This window comes from Streptomyces sp. NPDC048483 (assembly GCF_040651455.1).
In the GTDB taxonomy this organism is placed as follows: Bacteria; Actinomycetota; Actinomycetes; order Streptomycetales; family Streptomycetaceae; genus Streptomyces.
The window spans coordinates 1-17324 of sequence record NZ_JBEZJZ010000071.1 but is presented as its reverse complement, the minus strand read 5'-3'; the positions used below and the strand labels follow the sequence as shown (position 1 = coordinate 17324).

Here is a 17324-nt window from a genome sequence, read left to right as displayed (position 1 = left end):
AGTGCGGCCGGGACCCCTGCGGTCCCGGCCGCGGCTCACCGGCCCGCACCCCGGGCCCTCAATCCACCGAGCGGACAAGGAACAGCAGCTGTGTCTCCGTATCCTTCCGGCAGCCCCGCGGTCATCGTCGATCCGTTCTCCTCCGGTGGCCTCTACGCCCCGGCCTTCCGCGCCGCGGGCGTGCCGACGGTGGCGGTCGTCTCGTATCCGGAGATCCCGAAGGCCTATGCCGGGTCCTTCCGTCCCGAGGACTTCGACACGATCCTGACCTGGGGCGGGGACGAGGCCGCGCTCGTGGAGCGGCTGCGCGCGCTGCGGCCGCGCTGCGTACTGCCGGGGGCCGAGATCGGCGTGGAACTCGCCGACCGGCTGGCGGCCCATGTCGTGCCCGAGGTGGCGAACGTTCCCGCTCTCGCGGCGGCCCGGCGCCACAAGTACGCGATGGCGCAGGCGGTTTCCGCGGCCGGGCTGCCGGTGATCCGGCAGCTGTGCTCCGACGATCCGGACGAGGTCGCCGCCTGGCTCGACAAGGAGGGGCTGACCGGCCACGACCTGGTGGTCAAACCGCCGAAGAGCGCCAGCACCGACGGCGTGACCCGGATCGCCGGCGGGCACGGCTGGCGCGAGGAATTCGACGCCCAGCTCGGCCGGCTCAACCAGTGGCAGATCCGCAACGACCAGATGCTGGTCCAGGAGTACGCCACCGGCACCGAGTACGTCGTGGACGTCTTCAGCCACGCGGGCACCCACACCGTCACCGATGTGTGCCGCTACCGCAAGATCGACAGCAGCGGGCAGATGGCGGTGTACGAGTCCATGGACTGGGTCCCCGAGGACCGCCCCGAGGTGCCGGAGCTGATCCGCTACACCCGCGGCGTGCTGGACGCGGTCGGTTTCCGGTGGGGCGCCGCGCATGTCGAGGTGATGATGACCGCCGAAGGGCCGCGGCTGATCGAGGTCAACGCCCGTCCGCACGGCGGCGGCCATCCCCGCTTCTGCCGCGCCGCGACCGGCGACAGCCAGGTCGACCGGGCGGTGGCCTACTTCACCGGCCGGGGCCCCGTGCCGTCCGGCTACCAGCTGCGCCAACGGGTCCGCGTCGTCTTCCTGATCAGCCGGTCGTCCGGAGTCGTCCGTAATGCCGAAGTCCTTGATGCGATAAGGGAGGTGAAGAGCCATCACGTCTCGGCCGTGCCGGTACGCACCGGCGACCGCATTGCCCCGACGAAGGATCTGCTCGGCACGCTGTCGCTCGGCTTCGTCGTACTCGCCCACGAGGACCCGGCGCAGCTCGACGCCGATCATGCCGAGGTCCGGCGGATCGAGTCGCTGCTGACGGTGGACCCGGAGACGGACGCGGCATGAGCCCGCCGCCCCCGGCCGCCACCGCCCCGGAGTGCTGCCGGAGCCGCCCATGATCAGCGGGTGGTTCCTGGGCAGTGCACTTCTCGTGATCACCACGCCGGGGCCGGACGCGGCGCTGATCACCCAGTTGGTGCTGCGCACCGGGCGGCGCGCACCCGCGCTCGCCGCGGCGGCCGGCATGCTGACGGCCGGTGCCGCCCATGCGGCGCTTGCCATCAGCGGGGTGTCCCTCGTGCTGGTCGGCCGGCCCGAGCTGTTCACCGCCGTCCGCTGGTGCGGTGCGGCCGTCATGCTGCTGTGGGGCATACGGGCTCTCCGGTCCGCACTGCGCCGACCGCCTCCGCCGGACGAGCCCGGCACCGAGCCCGGACGGCCGCCCCCGGTGTCCATGTGGCGCTGCTGGCTGCAGGGCCTGCTGTGCACCGGCGCCAACCCCAAGGTCGGGCTGTTCCTGCTGGCGTTCCTGCCGCAGTTCGTGCCGCCCGGGGATCCCCCGGCGCGCACCATGGCCGTGCTGGCCGCCGTCCATCTGTCGCTCGCGGCGCTGTGGCTGACCGTGCTCAGCGGTGCCGTATATCTGCTGCGCCGCTGGGTGGCCGCACGTCGGCCCGACGCGGGCGCCGGCGCGGCGCGGGTGGTCGAGGCGGTGGTCGGGACCGTGTTCATCGGATTCGCCGTGCGTCTGGGGCTCGGCGGGTGAGCGGCCGCAACACCGGCTCAGCCCTGACCTTCCAGATCGAGCAGAAAACGCTTGGCCTGGACACCGCCCGCGTATCCCGTCGGCCGGCCCGAAGCACCCACCACGCGGTGACAGGGCAGTACGAGGCACAGGGGGTTTGCCCCCAGGGCCTTGCCCACCGCCCGCGCGGAGCCGGGACGCCGCACCGCGGCGGCGAGCTCCCCGTAGGTGGCCGTCCCGCCGTACGGAACATGCTCCGCGACCGCCAGCACGACCTCCTTGCTGAACGGCGTGGCCAGACTCGGGTCCAGCGGCACGGAGAACGAGCGCCGTTTCCCTGCGAGGAAGTCGTCGAGCTGACCGCGCGCCTCGCCCATCACCGCCAGCTGATCCGGGCCGGCCCCGGCCTCGTCCACACACTCCCGCCCGCCCGACGTCAGCCGTTGCCGTACGGCGTCCGGCGGGAAGAAGCCGCAGTAGAGCAGGGCTTTGTCGGTGGCGGCCAGCGACAGGCGACCGATCGGTGTGTGGTGCTCCGCGACGACCACGGCGCCCACCACTTCGTTCGCTGCGCGGCGGCTCCTGGCATGCATGACGTCTTCCTCCTGGCTGGGCGACATGGCTGGCTGTCCCTTGCTCCGCGGCACCTGGCACGCCGCTGTTTCCCGCCTGGCGCGAGGGACCTCGCGCCGCGACCGGCCTCACGTGGCGACGGACCTCGCTCCGCCGCGCCGCCTCACGCCGCTATCGGCCGGCAGCTCTTGCAGGCGCGGTATCCCGCCTCGCGTGCGGCCCGCGCCGAGCGGAACGGCACCTGATGGGGCGGGGTGATCCGCCGTGCGTGGGCACAGGTCGGATGGCAGTAGATCCGTGTGGTGTCGCTACCGAGGAACACCGTCCCCGAACGGGACAGCCCCACCAACTCGTCGTCGATCCCCTCGGCGGCGCGCAGCACCGCGCCCACCGTGGGTCCGTACCGCAGATCGCAGGACCCGCCGTCGTCGAACGTGACCCGGTGGCAGGGGATCAGCAGCGGCACCGGATTGACCACCAGGGCCTCGGTGACGGCGGCAGTACTGGGCAGCGCGGCCTCCCGCGCGACCCAGGCGAGCGGGCGCAACTGCCCGCGTGGAATGGTGCGTACCGCAGCGAGCGCGGCCCGCTCGGCTTTGGTGAGCTCCGGCAGATCGATGCGCAGGCTCTTGGCGCGCCCGGTGCGCAGCGCGGTCCGCAGACCCGGCAGGGGCCGCGTCGTGGGGATCGCGCTTCGCCCGGTGCGGGCGAGGTGCGCCTCCTCGAACGCCCGGGGGCCGGGCAGCGTTCTGCCCAGCGCGGCTCCGGTCACGGCGTGCGCCCCGTACGCGACGTACAGCCCGCCGGCGGGCGCGTCGAGGTGCAGATACATGTCGTACTGGTCCCTCGGGATTCCGACCCGCTGCAGCACCCGCGCCGCGAAGTCACCCGGAGCGGGACCCGCAAGCCCCGCCAGGGCGGCCTCCACGCGGCTCTCCGGCTGCGTGGTCCATTCCCCACCTCGGTTCACATCGTCACCTCCCTCAGCAACGCGACTTCTGGTTCCAGTAATTCACGCAGGGCGCCGAGCCCTCTCGACACCTGAGCCTTGACCGTACCGACCGGGCATCTCTGCGCCTCGGCCACTTCGGCGTAGCTCATCCCGACCACATGCCGCAGCACCACCGCCTCACGGGTCCGCTCGGGTAATCGAGCGAGCGCCGCGACCAGCAGCGCCCGGTCGGCGGCCGTGTCCACCCGCTCCTGCGGCCCCGGCCCTTCCGCCGGCCAGCTCTCGCAGGAATCCTCCACGCGAGCGGTGGCGACGGGCCGGCGGACGCAGGTGCGCACATGGTTGCGCCACACGTTCGCGGCGATCGTCATCAGCCACGCACGGGGACGCAGCGCACGGCGCCGTTCCGCGGAGTACCCCTGCAGTGCCGTATAGGCACGCAGGAATGTCTCCTGGCCCAGGTCATCTGCCTCCGCGGCGTTTCCCGTCACCCGGAGCAAGAAGGCATGGACCGCTGAGGCGTGGACCCGGACCAGTTCCGTAAAACCGTTGTCCAGATCCGTCGCCAGGCGTTCGCAGAGTGGCTCGGCTGTCTCGTCCATCACTCACCAAAACACCGAAGGGCCTGCGATGGTTGCACGGCGGTTGCGCGGACGTACGGAAGGCCGTCACTCCCAGGGCAGCACTCCACCCCTACCCCTCCCCGTCACAAGCGCGGATGAACGGGCACACAGAAAGTCGACGCACGATCTGCCGAGGCCTTCGGCACAGGTCAGGGGCCATGGTGCAGGATGGGTCCGGGACGTGACGCCGCGTGTGTCGCGTCCGCGGGGTTTGTATGTTTATCGGTAGACTCCGCGCGGTGCAGATACCGCAGAAAGCCAGCGCCCCTCTGAGTGAGGTGATTCGGTGAACGGCCCCGATGCCACCGACGAGCAGTGGGAAGGACTCGCCGAGGTTGTCCCGCTCCGCAGCAGCAGTGAGTGGCCGTCATGGCCCGACCACCGTGCCCTTCCCGAGGACGAACCGACGGAGGAGAAGCGGCGGTTCATGGTTATGCGGGTCCAGACCTTCGCGGACGCACGCGAGGTCGCCGAGTACCTCATGGCACAGATCCCGGTCCTGCTGGACCTCAGCAGCGCCGACACCGATGTCGCCAAGCGCATCCTGGACTTCTCCAGCGGCGTTGTCTTCGGCCTCGGCAGCGGGATGCACCGCGTCGACACCAATGTCTTCCTGCTCGCACCGGTCGGCACCGAGGTCGCCTAGGGCCTGTGGAGCCGTCCCCCATTCGTAGGAAGAGCTGTTGGGCGTAACGGTTCTCCGTGCGGGTCGCTGCATAGCGTCCCCGTATGAATACTGACAGTGCACGTCCGGCCGTCACCGAGTTACGGCTCTCCGCCTTCAAGGCCCATCGCGGCGTCACCCTGCCGATCGGCCCGCTGACCTTGCTGAGCGGCGAGAGCGGCAGCGGCAAGTCCAGCGCGCTGCAGGCCTACGAGATCCTCTGCCGGCTCGGCAGCGGAGAACCGCTTGCGCGCGCCGTCGGTGCGGCGGCCGGCGGTGCGGCGGGGTGCATTCCTGCCGGGGCGCGCCCCGACGAACAGGGGCGGCGCGGCTTTCGCCTCGGCTGCACGGTCGACGGCCCGGCCGGCCCCGTCCACCTCGATCTCGCCGTCCAGGCGGAGCCCGAACTCCGTATCGTCGGCGAACGGTTGACCGGCAGTGGCGAGACGCTCCTCACCACGGCGCTCACCGACCCGGCCCGCAGCGCCGTACAGGCGGCCTGGCACACGGCCGGTGCGACACCGGTGACCCGCGCACCGCTGCCCGATGACCGGCTGGGCACCTCTCTCCTGCCGCTGCGCGTCGCGGGCAAGACGGCCGGGCAGCGACTGGTGCTGGCCGCGGCCGAGCAGGTCGTCGTCGCGCTGCGCTCGGCGTTCGTGTGCGATCCGCGGCCGGAGGTCATGCGGGAGGCGGGGAGAGGGGTGTCCCCGGCGTCGGGCGCGGCCAAGACGGCGACGGGTTCGGGGAGCGGGGCCGCGAGGGGCAGGGGACGGACAGGGGGCGAGGGCGGCGCGGCCGGCAGCTGGGGCCGGGACGGGGGAGAGGAATCGGACGAAGGGCGGCTGAGGTCGTCCTGCGAGAATCTCCCGGCGGTGCTGGCGCGGACCAGCCTCGAGTGCACCCGTCGCCATGCGCTCCTGGTGGCGGCGGTACGGGACGCCTGCGAGGGTCCCGTCGACGGGCTGCACGCGGTCCCGCGAGAGGCGAGCGCCGCGGAGGGCGGGACCGCCGCGAGGGCGGCAGTCGGGGCCGGGGTGACCGGCGAACGGCCGGCCGGGCGCGGGGCGGCATCGGGCTCGCCGGGCGGCGGACAGGCGGTTCGGGGCGCGCAAGGAAGCGTGGCCACGCGGCCGGCTCGGGGGCAGGGCGGGGCGCAGGCGGCGCCGGTCGCTGCCGGGATGCAGGCGCTGGTCGACCGTGGTGCGCTGGGGATGATGCCCGTCGAGCAGCTCGGCGATGGTGAGCTGCGGTTTCTCGCGCTGGCGCTGGTCCTTCTCACCGGGCCCGGGGTGCTGGCGATGGACCCGGCGGGGGAGATTCCGTCGGCGCATCAGCAGCTGACGGTCATGGCGGACGGGCTGGATCGCTGCATGGATCGCAGACAAGCACGGGAGCTGGTGTCGCTGGCCGTACGGATGGCTGAGCGCGGGCACATCCGGCTGCTGGGGACGGTACGGGACCCGTCGGTCGCCGAGGGGCTGCCCGGCGTGCGGGTGCTACACCTAGGGGTATGAGTGACGATCTTCATGCCCTGCAGCGACGACTGGCCGAGTTCGCGGCCGCCCGGGACTGGCAGCAGTACCACACGCCCAAGAACCTGGCCGCGGCGCTCAGCGTCGAGGCCGCCGAACTCGTCGAGATCTTCCAGTGGTTGACGCCGGAGGAATCGGCGGCGGTGATGTCCGACCCGAAGGCGGCCGGTCGGGTCGAGGACGAGGTTGCGGATGTACTGGCGTATCTTCTGCAGTTCTGTGAGGCGCTGGGGATCGATGCGCTGACGGCGCTCGCCGCGAAGATCGAGCGCAATGAGGTGCGCTTCCCGCCGGTCCGCAAGGCCCGGCCGGACCGGCCGCGGGTGAACGGGCAGGGGAGCGAAGGGCGGGAGGGAGAGGGGTAGGGGGCCTTCCCTTGTTCCTCTCCCTCCCGTGTGCGTGCCGGGAAGCGAGCAACGGGATCACGTGGATCCCTGTGGCGGGAGTGTCATCAAAGATTCAAGTGCCCTGTGATGGCAGTGTTGTTGGTGGGTGCAGGGTGGCCCGAGGGAGAGGAGCGGGGCCGAGCACGGCTTTCGTCACTCTATGGAGTCATAAATCTTTCCACAGCGCCTTGCTTGTCCACAGATTTGCGAAATCCTCTGGCTTTTTTGGGTGTTCACCCTCACTCTGGGTAGTGGAAAGAGTGCGGGGTGAAGCTAAGTGGTGAGGAAGGGAGGGGGCGCGGATGGACGCGGTGCGGATCATCGCGGCCAGTCGGCGCGGTCTGGCGCGGGCGAGCTCGGTTGAGGACGTGGTTGTCGAGGCGTGGCAGGCGCAAGCCTTGGCAGAAGCGATAGGCAGCCATCTCGCGACAGTGGGGCCGTACGAAGTGCGCTCCAGAGCCCAGGGGTTGGGCGACGCAGGCGGGCGGTTCAGCGGGGGACTGCTGTGCCAGGCGCCGGCCACCGACGGGCTGCGGGCGGCCCAGCTGTCCGAAGTGCGCGACGTCAAGGCCGCTTTGACCGGCCTGTGCCAACTGCTGCACGAGGTCTGCGAGGCACTGGTGAGCGTGGTGTGCTCGGCAGATGAGGAGGGGATGTACTGGACCTGCGTCGAGGCCATGGACACTGCCGACGAGTCGAGAGACCACGTGGCCGGAATACTGGAAAAGCTGGAGGCGCGCGAACGGAACCTCGCCTGACGTACGACGGGCCTGGCCAAGCCACGCCGACGCGGAGTGCCTTCCGGCAGGGCGCGTCGACCACTGTCGAGCCGTCCCCTACCTGACTTCCGCGCCCACGCCCGAGGCGCTCCCCGCCCGCCTCCGCCTCCGCTACCGCAGCAGCCGTGACCACTGCACCGGCCGCTGAGCCCTGCGCAGTCACCGCCCTCGCGAGCACGCAGGGCACCGCCCCGACACCCGCTCGCCGGCCCGCGCCGGCCGGCGGTGACCCGACCCAGTGATCGACAAGCACGGACGGTTGGCCCGCCGTCGAGTGTGCAGGATGGAGGTATGGATCTAAGAATCTTCACGGAGCCCCAGCAGGGCGCTTCCTACGACACTCTTCTTACGGTCGCCAAAGCCACCGAGGACCTCGGTTTCGATGCGTTCTTCCGGTCCGACCACTATCTGCGGATGGGCAACAGCGATGGCCTGCCCGGCCCGACGGATGCCTGGATCACGCTGGCAGGTCTGGCCCGGGAGACCCAGCGCATCCGCCTCGGCACCCTGATGACGGCAGGCACCTTCCGTCTCCCCGGAGTGCTGGCCATCCAGGTCGCGCAGGTCGACCAGATGTCCGGCGGCCGCGTCGAGCTCGGCCTCGGTGCGGGGTGGTTCGAGGAGGAGCACAAGGCGTACGGCATTCCGTTCCCCAAGGAGAAGTTCGCGCGCCTGGAAGAGCAGTTGGCGATCATCACAGGCCTGTGGGCCACCGAGGAAGGAAAGGAGTTCTCCTACGACGGCAAGCACTACCAGCTGGAGAAGTCGCCCGCGCTGCCCAAGCCCGCCCAGGGCAAGGTGCCGGTGCTGATCGGCGGACACGGTGCCACACGTACGCCGCGCCTGGCGGCGCAGTATGCAGACGAGTTCAACATGCCCTTCGCCTCGCTCGAAGACAGTGAGCGCCAGTTCGGACGGGTGCGGGCGGCCGCCGAAGCCGCCGGGCGCAAGGGCGATGACCTGGTGTATTCGAATGCCCTTGTGGCCTGCGTCGGCAAGGACGATGCCGAGGTGGCGCGGCGAGCCGCGGCCATCGGACGGGAGGTGGATGAACTGAAGGTCAACGGCCTCGCGGGCTCGCCCGCCGAGGTCGTCGACAAGATCGGCCGGTACGCCGCCGTCGGCACGTCCCGGGTCTATCTGCAGATGCTGGACCTCGACGACCTGGACCACCTGGAGCTGATCTCCTCGCAGGTGCAGTCGCAGCTGAGCTGACGACGGAACCCGGGCGCGGCCGCGGGCGGGCACTGCCGGAAAACGGGTGGGGGATCGGAGCATGTGAAGCGATACTCGGATGCGTGTTCCTGACGATCTCCACCACCGGCAGCGCCGACCGTCCCGCGACCGACCTCGGATTCCTGCTGCACAAGCATCCCGACAACGCCCAGCAGTTCTCTACGGCGTACGGAGTCGCGCACGTCCTCTACCCAGAGGCCGATGAGCATCGGTGCACCGCGGCGCTGCTGCTGGAGGTCGACCCCGTCGCCCTGGTCCGCCGAGGTCAGGGCAAGGGCCGTGGCGGCGCTCCGGATTCGGCGCTCGGGCAATACGTCAACGACCGCCCGTACGCGGCATCTTCACTGCTGGCGGTGGCTCTGCGCAGCGTCTTCGCCAGTGCGATGAAGGGGCAGTGCAAGGCGCGGCCGGAGCTGCCCGAGCGGGCGATGCCGCTGCGGATCGAGGTGCCGGTGCTGCCCGCCCGCGGCGGTGCGGAGCTGGTGCGGGAGCTGTTCCAGCCGCTGGGCTGGACGGTGGTGGCGGAGCCGTTGCCGCTGGACGGGACGTTCCCGGAGTGGGGCGACTCGCGCTACGTACGGCTCGTGCTGGAGGGGGAGTGCAGGCTCGCCGAGGCGCTGCGGCATCTGTATGTGCTGCTGCCGGTCCTGGACGACGCCAAGCACTACTGGGTCGCGCCCGATGAGGTCGACAAGCTGCTGCGGGCCGGCGAGGGCTGGCTGGAGAACCATCCGCAGCAGCGGGTGATCGTCGGCCGCTATCTCGCGCGGCGCTGGGCGCTGACGCGCCAGGCCACCGAACGGCTGGCGCTGGAGCGGCTCGCCGAGGCGGACGACACCGAGGGCGAGGAGATCGACAACGCCGTGGACGAGGAGGTGGACACCGAGCAGAAACCGGTACCGCTCGCCGTACAGCGGCGGGAGGCGATCCTGGCGGAGCTGCGTGCGGCCGAGGCGGCGCGGGTGCTCGACCTGGGCTGCGGGCAGGGGCAGTTGGTCGGTGCGCTGCTCAAGGAGCGGCAGTTCACCGAGATCGTCGGGGTGGATGTGTCGATGCGGGCGCTGCACGAGGCGCGCCGTCGGCTGCGGCTGGACCGGATGTCCGAGCGGCAGTCGGCACGTGTACGGCTCGTACAGGGATCGCTGGCGTACACCGACAGCAGGCTCAAGGGATATGACGCGGCGGTGCTGAGCGAGGTCGTCGAGCATGTGGATCCGGCGAGGCTGCCGGCGCTGGAGTACGCGGTGTTCGGTGCGGCCAGGCCGCGTACGGTCGTGGTGACGACGCCGAACGTCGAGTACAACGTGCGCTGGGAGTCGCTGCCGGCCGGTGAGGTGCGCCATGCGGATCACCGTTTCGAGTGGACGCGGGAGGAGTTCCGGCAGTGGGCGCAGGAGGTCGGCGCGCGGCACGGCTATGCGGTGACCTTCGGCCCGGTGGGGCCCGAGGATCCCGAGGTCGGGCCGCCCACCCAGCTGGCCTGCTTCCGTCTGACCGGTGACGACAGTGGTAACGACGGCAGCGGCCACAGCAGCAGCAGTGACAGCAGCAAGGGCCAGGACAGCAGCAGTGCGATGAGTGGGAAGGAGGCCGCGGCATGACGGACGCCGACCGTACGGAGTACGGGGACGAGAACCAGCACCAGCACGAGGACCAGCAGGAGGGCGGGCGCGCGCCGGAGAGCAAGAACCAGCCGCAGCCCCGGGCCCAGCGGGCACCCCGTACGCTCGCCGTGCCCGACCTCTCGCTCGTGGTGCTGATCGGGGCCACCGGCTCCGGCAAATCGACCTTCGCCGCCCGGCACTTCAAGCCGACCGAAGTCCTCTCCTCCGACTTCTGCCGCGGGCTGGTCAGCGACGACGAGAACGACCAGAGCGCCAGCCGCGATGCGTTCGACGTGCTGCACTTCATCGCGGGCAAGCGCCTGGCTGCCGGACGGCTGACCGTCATCGATGCCACCAATGTGCAGTCCGAGGCGCGCGCCCAGCTGGTGCGGCTGGCGCGCGAGCACGACGTCCTGCCGGTGGCCATCGTGCTCGACGTGCCCGAGCAGGTCTGTGCCGCGCGCAATGCCGCGCGCGCCGACCGGGCCGGGCTGCCCCGCCGGGTGATCCAGCGTCATCAGCGCGAACTCCGCCGTTCCCTGCGGCACTTGGAGCGCGAGGGATTCCGCAAGGTGCACATCCTGCGCGGCCAGGAGGAGGTCGAGGCCGCCGAGATCGTCACCGAGCGGCGGTTCAACGACCTGCGCCACCTCACCGGACCGTTCGACATCATCGGCGACATCCACGGCTGCCGCTCCGAGCTGGAGAGCCTGCTCGGCCGGCTGGGCTACGCCCTGGAGCGCGACGCACTCGGCCGGCCCGTGGACGCCGCGCACCCGGAGGGCCGTACGGCCGTCTTCGTCGGTGACCTCGTTGACCGTGGGCCGGACAGCCCCGGGGTGCTGCGCCTGGTGATGGGCATGGTCGGCGCCGGCCACGCCCTGTGCGTGCCCGGGAACCATGAGAACAAGCTCGGCCGTTACCTCAAGGGACGCAACGTCCAGCACACCCACGGACTCGCCGAGACGATCGAGCAGCTGGAGAAGGAGGACGACACCTTCCGCGCCGAGGCAGCGGAGTTCATCCAGGGCCTGGTCAGCCACTACGTTCTGGACGGCGGCGGGCTGGTGGTGTGCCACGCCGGGCTGCCGGAGAAGTACCACGGCCGGACATCGGGCCGGGTGCGGTCGTTCGCGCTGTACGGCGACACGACCGGCGAGACCGACGAGTTCGGCCTGCCGGTGCGCTACCCCTGGGCCGAGGGCTACCGGGGCCGCGCCGCCGTTGTCTACGGCCACACTCCCACCCCGCGTGCCAACTGGCTCAACAACACCATCTGCCTCGACACCGGCTGTGTCTTCGGCGGCACCATGACCGCGCTGCGCTGGCCGGAGCGCGAGCTGGTGGACGTACCGGCGGAGAAGGTCTGGTACGAGCCCGCCAAGCCGCTGGTCACGGAAGCACCCGGCGGCACGGACGGCCGTCCGCTGGACCTGAACGATGTGGCGGGGCGACGGATCGTGGAGACCCGCTACATGGGCCGGCTCGCGGTCAGGGAGGAGAACGCCGCGGCCGCGCTGGAGGTGATGAGCCGCTTCGCGATCGACCCGCGGCTGCTGCCGTACCTTCCGCCGACGATGGCGCCCTGCGCCACCTCCAAGGCCGAGACCGGAGGTGAGGCCGCTGGTGAGGGCTACTTGGAGCACCCGGCCGAGGCGTTCGCCGCCTACCGCGAGGACGGCGTGCGCGAGGTCGTGTGCGAGGAGAAGCACATGGGCTCCCGCGCGGTGGTCCTGGTCTGCCGCGACGAGGCCGCGGCCCGTGAGCGCTTCGAGGTGCCGGAGGGCGTATCCGGCGCGCTCTACACCCGTTCGGGACGGCCGTTCTTCGACAACCCGGAGACGACCGAGCGCATCCTGCAAAGGGTCCGCGAGAGTGCCGAGCGGGCCGGGCTGTGGACGGAGCTGGAGACCGACTGGCTGCTCCTGGACGCCGAGTTGATGCCGTGGTCCCTGAAGGCGACCGGTCTGTTGCGCAAGCAGTACGCCGCCGTGGGCGCGGCGTCCGGGGCGGTGTTCCCGGGTGCGCTCGGGGCGCTGGAGGCGGCGGCCGCGCGAGGTGTCGACGTATCGACGCTGCTGGGCCGGCAGCGCGACCGGGCCTCGGATGCCGTCGCGTTCACCGAGGCGTACCGGCGCTACTGCTGGCGGGTCGGTGCGGAACGGCCCGCCGGGACCGACGAGTTGGCGGGCATCCGGCTCGCCCCGTTCCAGATCCTCGCCGTACAGGGCCGCAGCCTGGCCGGGCTCGCGCACACCGAACAGCTCGCCATGATCGACCGGCTCATCGAGGCGGAGGCGGAGGCGGAGGCGGCGGCCGTGGGCACGGAGCCGGACGGCGGGCGTACGGCGCTGCTCGCCCCGACTCGTCGGCTCGTCGTCGACACCGAGGACGAGGCGTCCGTCGCGGCCGGCATCGCCTGGTGGCTGGATCTCACCGCGGAGGGGGGCGAGGGCATGGTGGTCAAGCCGCTGCGGGCGCTGATACGCGGCGGGAACGGCCAGCTCATTCAGCCGGGCATCAAGTGCCGCGGCCGCGAGTACCTGCGGATCATCTACGGGCCGGAGTACACCCGCCCGGAGAATCTGCGGCGTCTGCGGGTCCGCCACCTGGGCCACAAGCGTTCGCTCGCCCTGCGCGAGTACGCGCTCGGCCTGGAGGCGCTCGACCGGATGGCCGACGGCGATCCCCTGTGGCGCGTCCACGAGGCGGTCTTCGCGGTGCTCGCGCTGGAGTCCGAGCCGGTGGACCCGCGGTTGTAGCGAGCCGGGCGACCACCGTGGCGGTGGCGGGGCGGCCCGGGGGATCGGCACCTCATGGCGCGGGGTCACCCCGTCACGGGGCGGGCCACCCGGGCCGCCGCCCGTACGGCCGCGGTGGTCGACCGGGCGTACGCCCTGCGCGTCGGGCCGCCGAGCCGCCGGACCCGTCGTCCACCCGGCGCTCGCCCGGCGGTGCGGGGCTCCGTGAGCCTGTCCGTCGTATCGCGCGACACTCACGCCGCCTCGCCGGACGAGGAGGTCGGCCGATCGATGAGCCGCAGGGCTCGCCACGCTGCCCGGTCGTCAGCAAGAGGTCGCCAACTCTCTGTAATGATGCGTGTCGCAAGTGTGATCAGGTCGGATCAGATCGGATCGGGTGAGACCGGAGGAGAGGGGCAGGCGTGGAAGCGAGGCACGGGCAGGTGAGCTCGCCGCCTTCTCGGGCGCAGCTCTACCTGGCGGCATGGCAGGCAGCGGGCCTGGAAGCGGGGAAGTTCTTCCCGGCGAGCGACTCGGGTCTGCGAGACCCGTACGCTCCGGACGACACGATGAACGGTCAACCGCCCGAGGACGGCCGGATCGCGAGCGCGGGGCACGACTTCGCCGCCCTGCTCGATGAGCCCCGGAACGACTGGAAGACGCAGTCGGTGTCCTCGGGGCAGAGGCTGGACATCGCCTGGTACAGCGGCACGGCACACAGGACCCGCCGGTGGAACTACTTCCTCACCAAGGAGGGATGGGACCCGGGCGAGCGCTTGAGCCGTGGCCAGTTCGAAGCGGAGCCCTTCCACGCCGAACAGCTCACCTGTCAGCCCTTCTGGTCCTGCGACAGCCTGATCCCCGAGGAGCCGACCACGCACACGCTGCTCATGCCCCGGCGTGCCGACGGATATCAGGTGCTGCTCGCCGTCTGGGAGATCGCCGACACGCCCAATGCCTTTTACCAGGTCATCGACCTTGAGTACACGTAGCCGGAGCTACGGCGCGCGATGCGCGAGCCCGGGCAAGCGTCTACGCACGCGCCTGGGCAAGCGTCTACGCACGCGCCTGGGCATGTCCGACAGCCCCACAACAGCCTCCGACAGCCCACGGACCGCTCCTCACCCACCCCATGCACCCCACCCACCCCACAACCCCACCCGACATCCTCCGGCAGGGTTCCTACTCGCCCCGTAGCCGCCAAGATGGGGAGATGGGATTCCATGTCGACTCCGAGGCCGGGCGGCTGTGCCGGGTCATTCTGCATCGCCCTGATCTGGAGCTGAAGCGGCTCACACCGTCGAACAAGGACGCCTTGCTCTTCGACGATGTGCTGTGGGTCCGGCGGGCGCGGGCCGAGCACGACGGGTTCGCGGATGTGCTCCGGGACCGGGGGGTGGATGTCCACCTCTTCGGGGATCTGCTGGCCGACAGCCTGCGGGTGCCCGAGGCACGGAGCCTGGTCCTGGACCGGGTCTTCGACGAGAAGGAGTACGGGCCGCTGGCCACCGACCACCTCCGGGCGGCGTTCGACGAGCTGCCGGTGACCGAGCTCGTCGAGGCGCTGGTGGGCGGCATGACCAAGCGGGAGTTCCTGGAACAGCACCCCGAGCCGACCTCGGTCCGCTTCCACGTCATGGAGATGGACGACTTCCTGCTGGAACCGCTGCCCAACCACCTCTTCACCCGTGACACCTCCGCCTGGATCTACGACGGCGTCTCGATCAACTCGATGCGCTGGCCCGCCCGGCAGCGCGAAACCGTGCACTACGAGGCGATCTACCGGCACCACCCGCTCTTCCGCGGTGAGGACTTCCACGTGTGGTCGGAGGGGCAGGCGGACTTCCCCTCGACGATCGAGGGCGGCGACGTCCTGGTGCTGGGCAGCGGGGCGGTGCTGATCGGGATGAGCGAACGGACCACTCCGCAGGCCGTGGAGCTGCTGGCGCGCGGACTGTTCGCGGCGGGCTCCGCGCGCACCATCGTGGCGCTGGACATGCCGAAGCGGCGGGCCTTTATGCATCTGGACACCGTCATGACCATGATCGACGGGGACACCTTCACCCAGTACGCGGGGCTGGGGATGCTCCGCTCGTACACCATCGAAGCCGGTTCGGGGGCGCAGGACCTCAAGGTCACCGACCATCCACCGGAGCATATGCACCGCGCCATAGCGGCCGCCCTCGGGCTGGACGACATCCGGGTGCTGACGCCGACCCAGGATGTGCACTCGGCGCAGCGCGAGCAGTGGGACGACGGCTGCAATGTGCTGGCGGTGGAGCCGGGCGTGGTCGTGGCGTACGAGCGGAATGTCACCACGAACACGTTCCTGCGCAAGCGTGGCATCGAGGTGATCACGATCCCCGGGAGTGAACTGGGCCGGGGGCGGGGCGGACCGCGGTGCATGAGCTGCCCGGTGACGCGGGAGGCGGTACCGGGAATGGGATGAGGGGAGGGGCGGGGAGGAATCCGGGGGGACGGGCGTTCGTATAGAGATACGTACTCTCGTATATACTTCCAGGATCCGAGTCCGTCCACCCCGCTCGCGCGAACCAGGAGTCCACCATGGCGATAGACCTCACGGGCCGCCACTTCCTCAAGGAGCTGGACTTCAGCGCCGAGGAATTCCGTCGGCTGATCGACCTCGCGGCCGAACTCAAGGCCGCCAAGCGCGCCGGGACCGAGATCGCTCGCCTGACGGGCCGCAACATCGCCCTGATCTTCGAGAAGACCTCGACCAGGACCCGCTGCTCCTTCGAGGTCGCGGCCGCCGACCAGGGCGCCTCGACCACCTACCTCGACCCCTCCGGCTCGCAGATCGGGCACAAGGAGTCGGTGAAGGACACCGCGCGCGTGCTGGGCCGGATGTTCGACGGCATCGAGTTCCGGGGCAGTCGGCAGGCGGACGTCGAGGAGCTCGCCGCGCACGCCGGGGTACCCGTCTTCAACGGGCTGACCGACGACTGGCACCCCACCCAGATGCTCGCCGATGTGCTGACCATGGTCGAGCACGGCCAGGGCCGCGCCCTGGAGGAGACCGCCTTCGCCTACCTCGGCGACGCCCGCAACAACATGGGCAACTCCTACCTGGTCACCGGCGCGCTGCTCGGCATGGACGTACGGATCGTGGCGCCCCGGCAGCTGTGGCCCGAGGAGGTCGTCATCGCCCAGGCTCGCGCGTTGGCCGACGGCAGCGGCGCCCGGATCACGCTCACCGAGGACGTCACCGAGGGCGTGCGCGGCGCGGACTTCGTCGCCACCGATGTCTGGGTCTCCATGGGGGAGCCCAAGGAGGTGTGGGACGAGCGGATCGCGCTGCTCACCCCGTACGCCGTCACCGTGGACGTGCTGCGGGCCACCGGGAAGCCGGAGGTGAAGTTCCTGCACTGCCTGCCCGCCTACCACGACCTGGGCACGGCGGTCGGCCGGGAGATCCACGAGCGGCACGGCCTCACCTCGCTGGAAGTCACCGATGAGGTCTTCGAGTCCGCGCACTCCGTCGTCTTCGACGAGGCGGAGAACCGGATGCACACGATCAAGGCCGTGATGGTGGCGACGCTGGGACGGTAGGCCGCCCCGTCGCAGCGCGGGCTTCGGTTCAGCCGGTGGTTCCGTCATAAACGTCACAACAGATACGTTGCATAGCCATACACCTCAACGGGCGATCATGCAGTCATAGCGGCTACCATCGAGCCGCTCACGGGGTTCGGGCCCATCCGGTCCGGACCCCGCTCTGTGCGTGGCCCCACCCCCGCCGCGCGCACCGCACCACCAGAGAGAGAACCACCCCATGAGTGCCTCAGGTCCGTCCGGACTGCGCATCAAGTCCCCCGACCTCCTCGTCGCCGAATCCGGCGCGGACCGCGAAGGCAATGGCCTCAAGCGCAGCATGGGGCTCTTCCAGCTCGTGTGCTTCGGCATCGGTGCCATCGTCGGCACCGGCATCTTCGTCGGGCTCTCCGACACCGTCGCCGAGGCGGGTCCCGCCGTCATCGTCTCCTTCGTCCTCGCCGCCGTCACCTGCGTCTTCACCGCCTTCTCCTTCGCGGAGCTGGGCGGCGCGATACCGGTCTCCGGCAGCTCCTACTCCTACGCCTACGCCACCCTCGGCCCAGGCTAGAACCTGCGGGGCGCGGCATTCATTCCGGGGCCCGTACGGGCTTCCGGATCAGCTCTCCGGGGTGGTT

At 70.7% G+C, this 17324-nt stretch carries 15 protein-coding genes and 1 pseudogene; 13 read left to right on the top strand and 3 right to left on the bottom strand.

What is annotated here, in order from left to right; all coding sequences use genetic code 11:
- Positions 1-90: 90 nt before the first annotated feature.
- Positions 91-1365: an ATP-grasp domain-containing protein gene (locus AB0D04_RS28840; RefSeq protein ID WP_362709021.1), complete on the top strand. Its 1275-nt coding sequence runs from the start codon at positions 91-93 to the stop codon at positions 1363-1365.
- A gap of 49 nt (positions 1366-1414) precedes the next feature.
- Positions 1415-2065, top strand: coding sequence for a LysE family translocator (locus AB0D04_RS28835; RefSeq protein WP_362709019.1), 651 nt, complete (start codon positions 1415-1417; stop codon positions 2063-2065).
- A 17-nt stretch (positions 2066-2082) separates the two neighbouring features.
- On the opposite strand, the gene AB0D04_RS28830 is transcribed toward AB0D04_RS28835, so the two are convergent.
- The 3 genes from AB0D04_RS28830 to AB0D04_RS28820 form a co-directional block, all read right to left on the bottom strand.
- On the bottom strand, positions 2083-2637 hold the full coding sequence (locus AB0D04_RS28830; RefSeq protein ID WP_362709017.1) for a methylated-DNA--[protein]-cysteine S-methyltransferase: 555 nt from the start codon (positions 2635-2637) through the stop codon (positions 2083-2085).
- A 143-nt stretch (positions 2638-2780) separates the two neighbouring features.
- Positions 2781-3587 carry an MGMT family protein gene (locus AB0D04_RS28825; RefSeq protein WP_362709014.1) on the bottom strand — a complete coding sequence of 269 codons (807 nt, stop codon included), beginning with the start codon at positions 3585-3587 and terminating at the stop codon, positions 2781-2783.
- Positions 3584-4171, bottom strand: a complete 588-nt coding sequence (locus tag AB0D04_RS28820) for an RNA polymerase sigma factor (protein ID WP_362709012.1) — start codon at positions 4169-4171, stop codon at positions 3584-3586. The genes AB0D04_RS28825 and AB0D04_RS28820 overlap by 4 nt, the downstream gene beginning before the upstream one ends.
- Before the next feature lie 307 nt (positions 4172-4478).
- On the opposite strand from AB0D04_RS28820, the gene AB0D04_RS28815 reads away from it, so the two are divergent.
- From AB0D04_RS28815 to AB0D04_RS28765, 11 genes and pseudogenes are all read left to right on the top strand, one after another.
- Positions 4479-4838 (top strand): cell division protein SepF, encoded by a 360-nt coding sequence (locus tag AB0D04_RS28815; RefSeq protein ID WP_362709010.1) that lies wholly within the window; start codon positions 4479-4481, stop codon positions 4836-4838.
- An 83-nt stretch (positions 4839-4921) separates the two neighbouring features.
- The gene (locus AB0D04_RS28810; protein ID WP_362709008.1) at positions 4922-6373 is read left to right on the top strand and encodes a biotin transporter BioY; all 1452 of its coding nucleotides are present in this window, start codon (positions 4922-4924) and stop codon (positions 6371-6373) included.
- Positions 6370-6756, top strand: a complete 387-nt coding sequence (locus AB0D04_RS28805; protein ID WP_362709006.1) for a nucleotide pyrophosphohydrolase — start codon at positions 6370-6372, stop codon at positions 6754-6756. The genes AB0D04_RS28810 and AB0D04_RS28805 overlap by 4 nt, the downstream gene beginning before the upstream one ends.
- Before the next feature lie 323 nt (positions 6757-7079).
- The gene (locus tag AB0D04_RS28800) at positions 7080-7535 is read left to right on the top strand and encodes a DUF6099 family protein (RefSeq protein ID WP_362709004.1); all 456 of its coding nucleotides are present in this window, start codon (positions 7080-7082) and stop codon (positions 7533-7535) included.
- Positions 7536-7847: 312 nt separating this feature from the next.
- Positions 7848-8771: an LLM class F420-dependent oxidoreductase gene (locus AB0D04_RS28795; protein WP_362709001.1), complete on the top strand. Its 924-nt coding sequence runs from the start codon at positions 7848-7850 to the stop codon at positions 8769-8771.
- 83 nt (positions 8772-8854) lie between these two features.
- Positions 8855-10393 carry a 3' terminal RNA ribose 2'-O-methyltransferase Hen1 gene (locus AB0D04_RS28790; RefSeq protein ID WP_362708999.1) on the top strand — a complete coding sequence of 513 codons (1539 nt, stop codon included), beginning with the start codon at positions 8855-8857 and terminating at the stop codon, positions 10391-10393.
- Positions 10390-13158, top strand: a complete 2769-nt coding sequence (locus AB0D04_RS28785) for a polynucleotide kinase-phosphatase (RefSeq protein ID WP_362708996.1) — start codon at positions 10390-10392, stop codon at positions 13156-13158. Before AB0D04_RS28790 ends, AB0D04_RS28785 begins: the two co-directional genes overlap by 4 nt.
- A gap of 401 nt (positions 13159-13559) precedes the next feature.
- Positions 13560-14129, top strand: coding sequence for a lytic polysaccharide monooxygenase auxiliary activity family 9 protein (locus AB0D04_RS28780; protein ID WP_362708994.1), 570 nt, complete (start codon positions 13560-13562; stop codon positions 14127-14129).
- A 221-nt stretch (positions 14130-14350) separates the two neighbouring features.
- Entirely contained in the window at positions 14351-15586 is a 1236-nt protein-coding gene (locus tag AB0D04_RS28775; RefSeq protein ID WP_362708991.1) for an arginine deiminase, read from the top strand.
- 116 nt (positions 15587-15702) lie between these two features.
- Positions 15703-16707 carry an ornithine carbamoyltransferase gene (argF, locus tag AB0D04_RS28770; protein WP_362708988.1) on the top strand — a complete coding sequence of 335 codons (1005 nt, stop codon included), beginning with the start codon at positions 15703-15705 and terminating at the stop codon, positions 16705-16707.
- Between the two features lie 220 nt (positions 16708-16927).
- Positions 16928-17248: pseudogene (locus tag AB0D04_RS28765) on the top strand (amino acid permease); the annotation flags it as partial.
- Positions 17249-17324 lie beyond the last annotated feature (76 nt).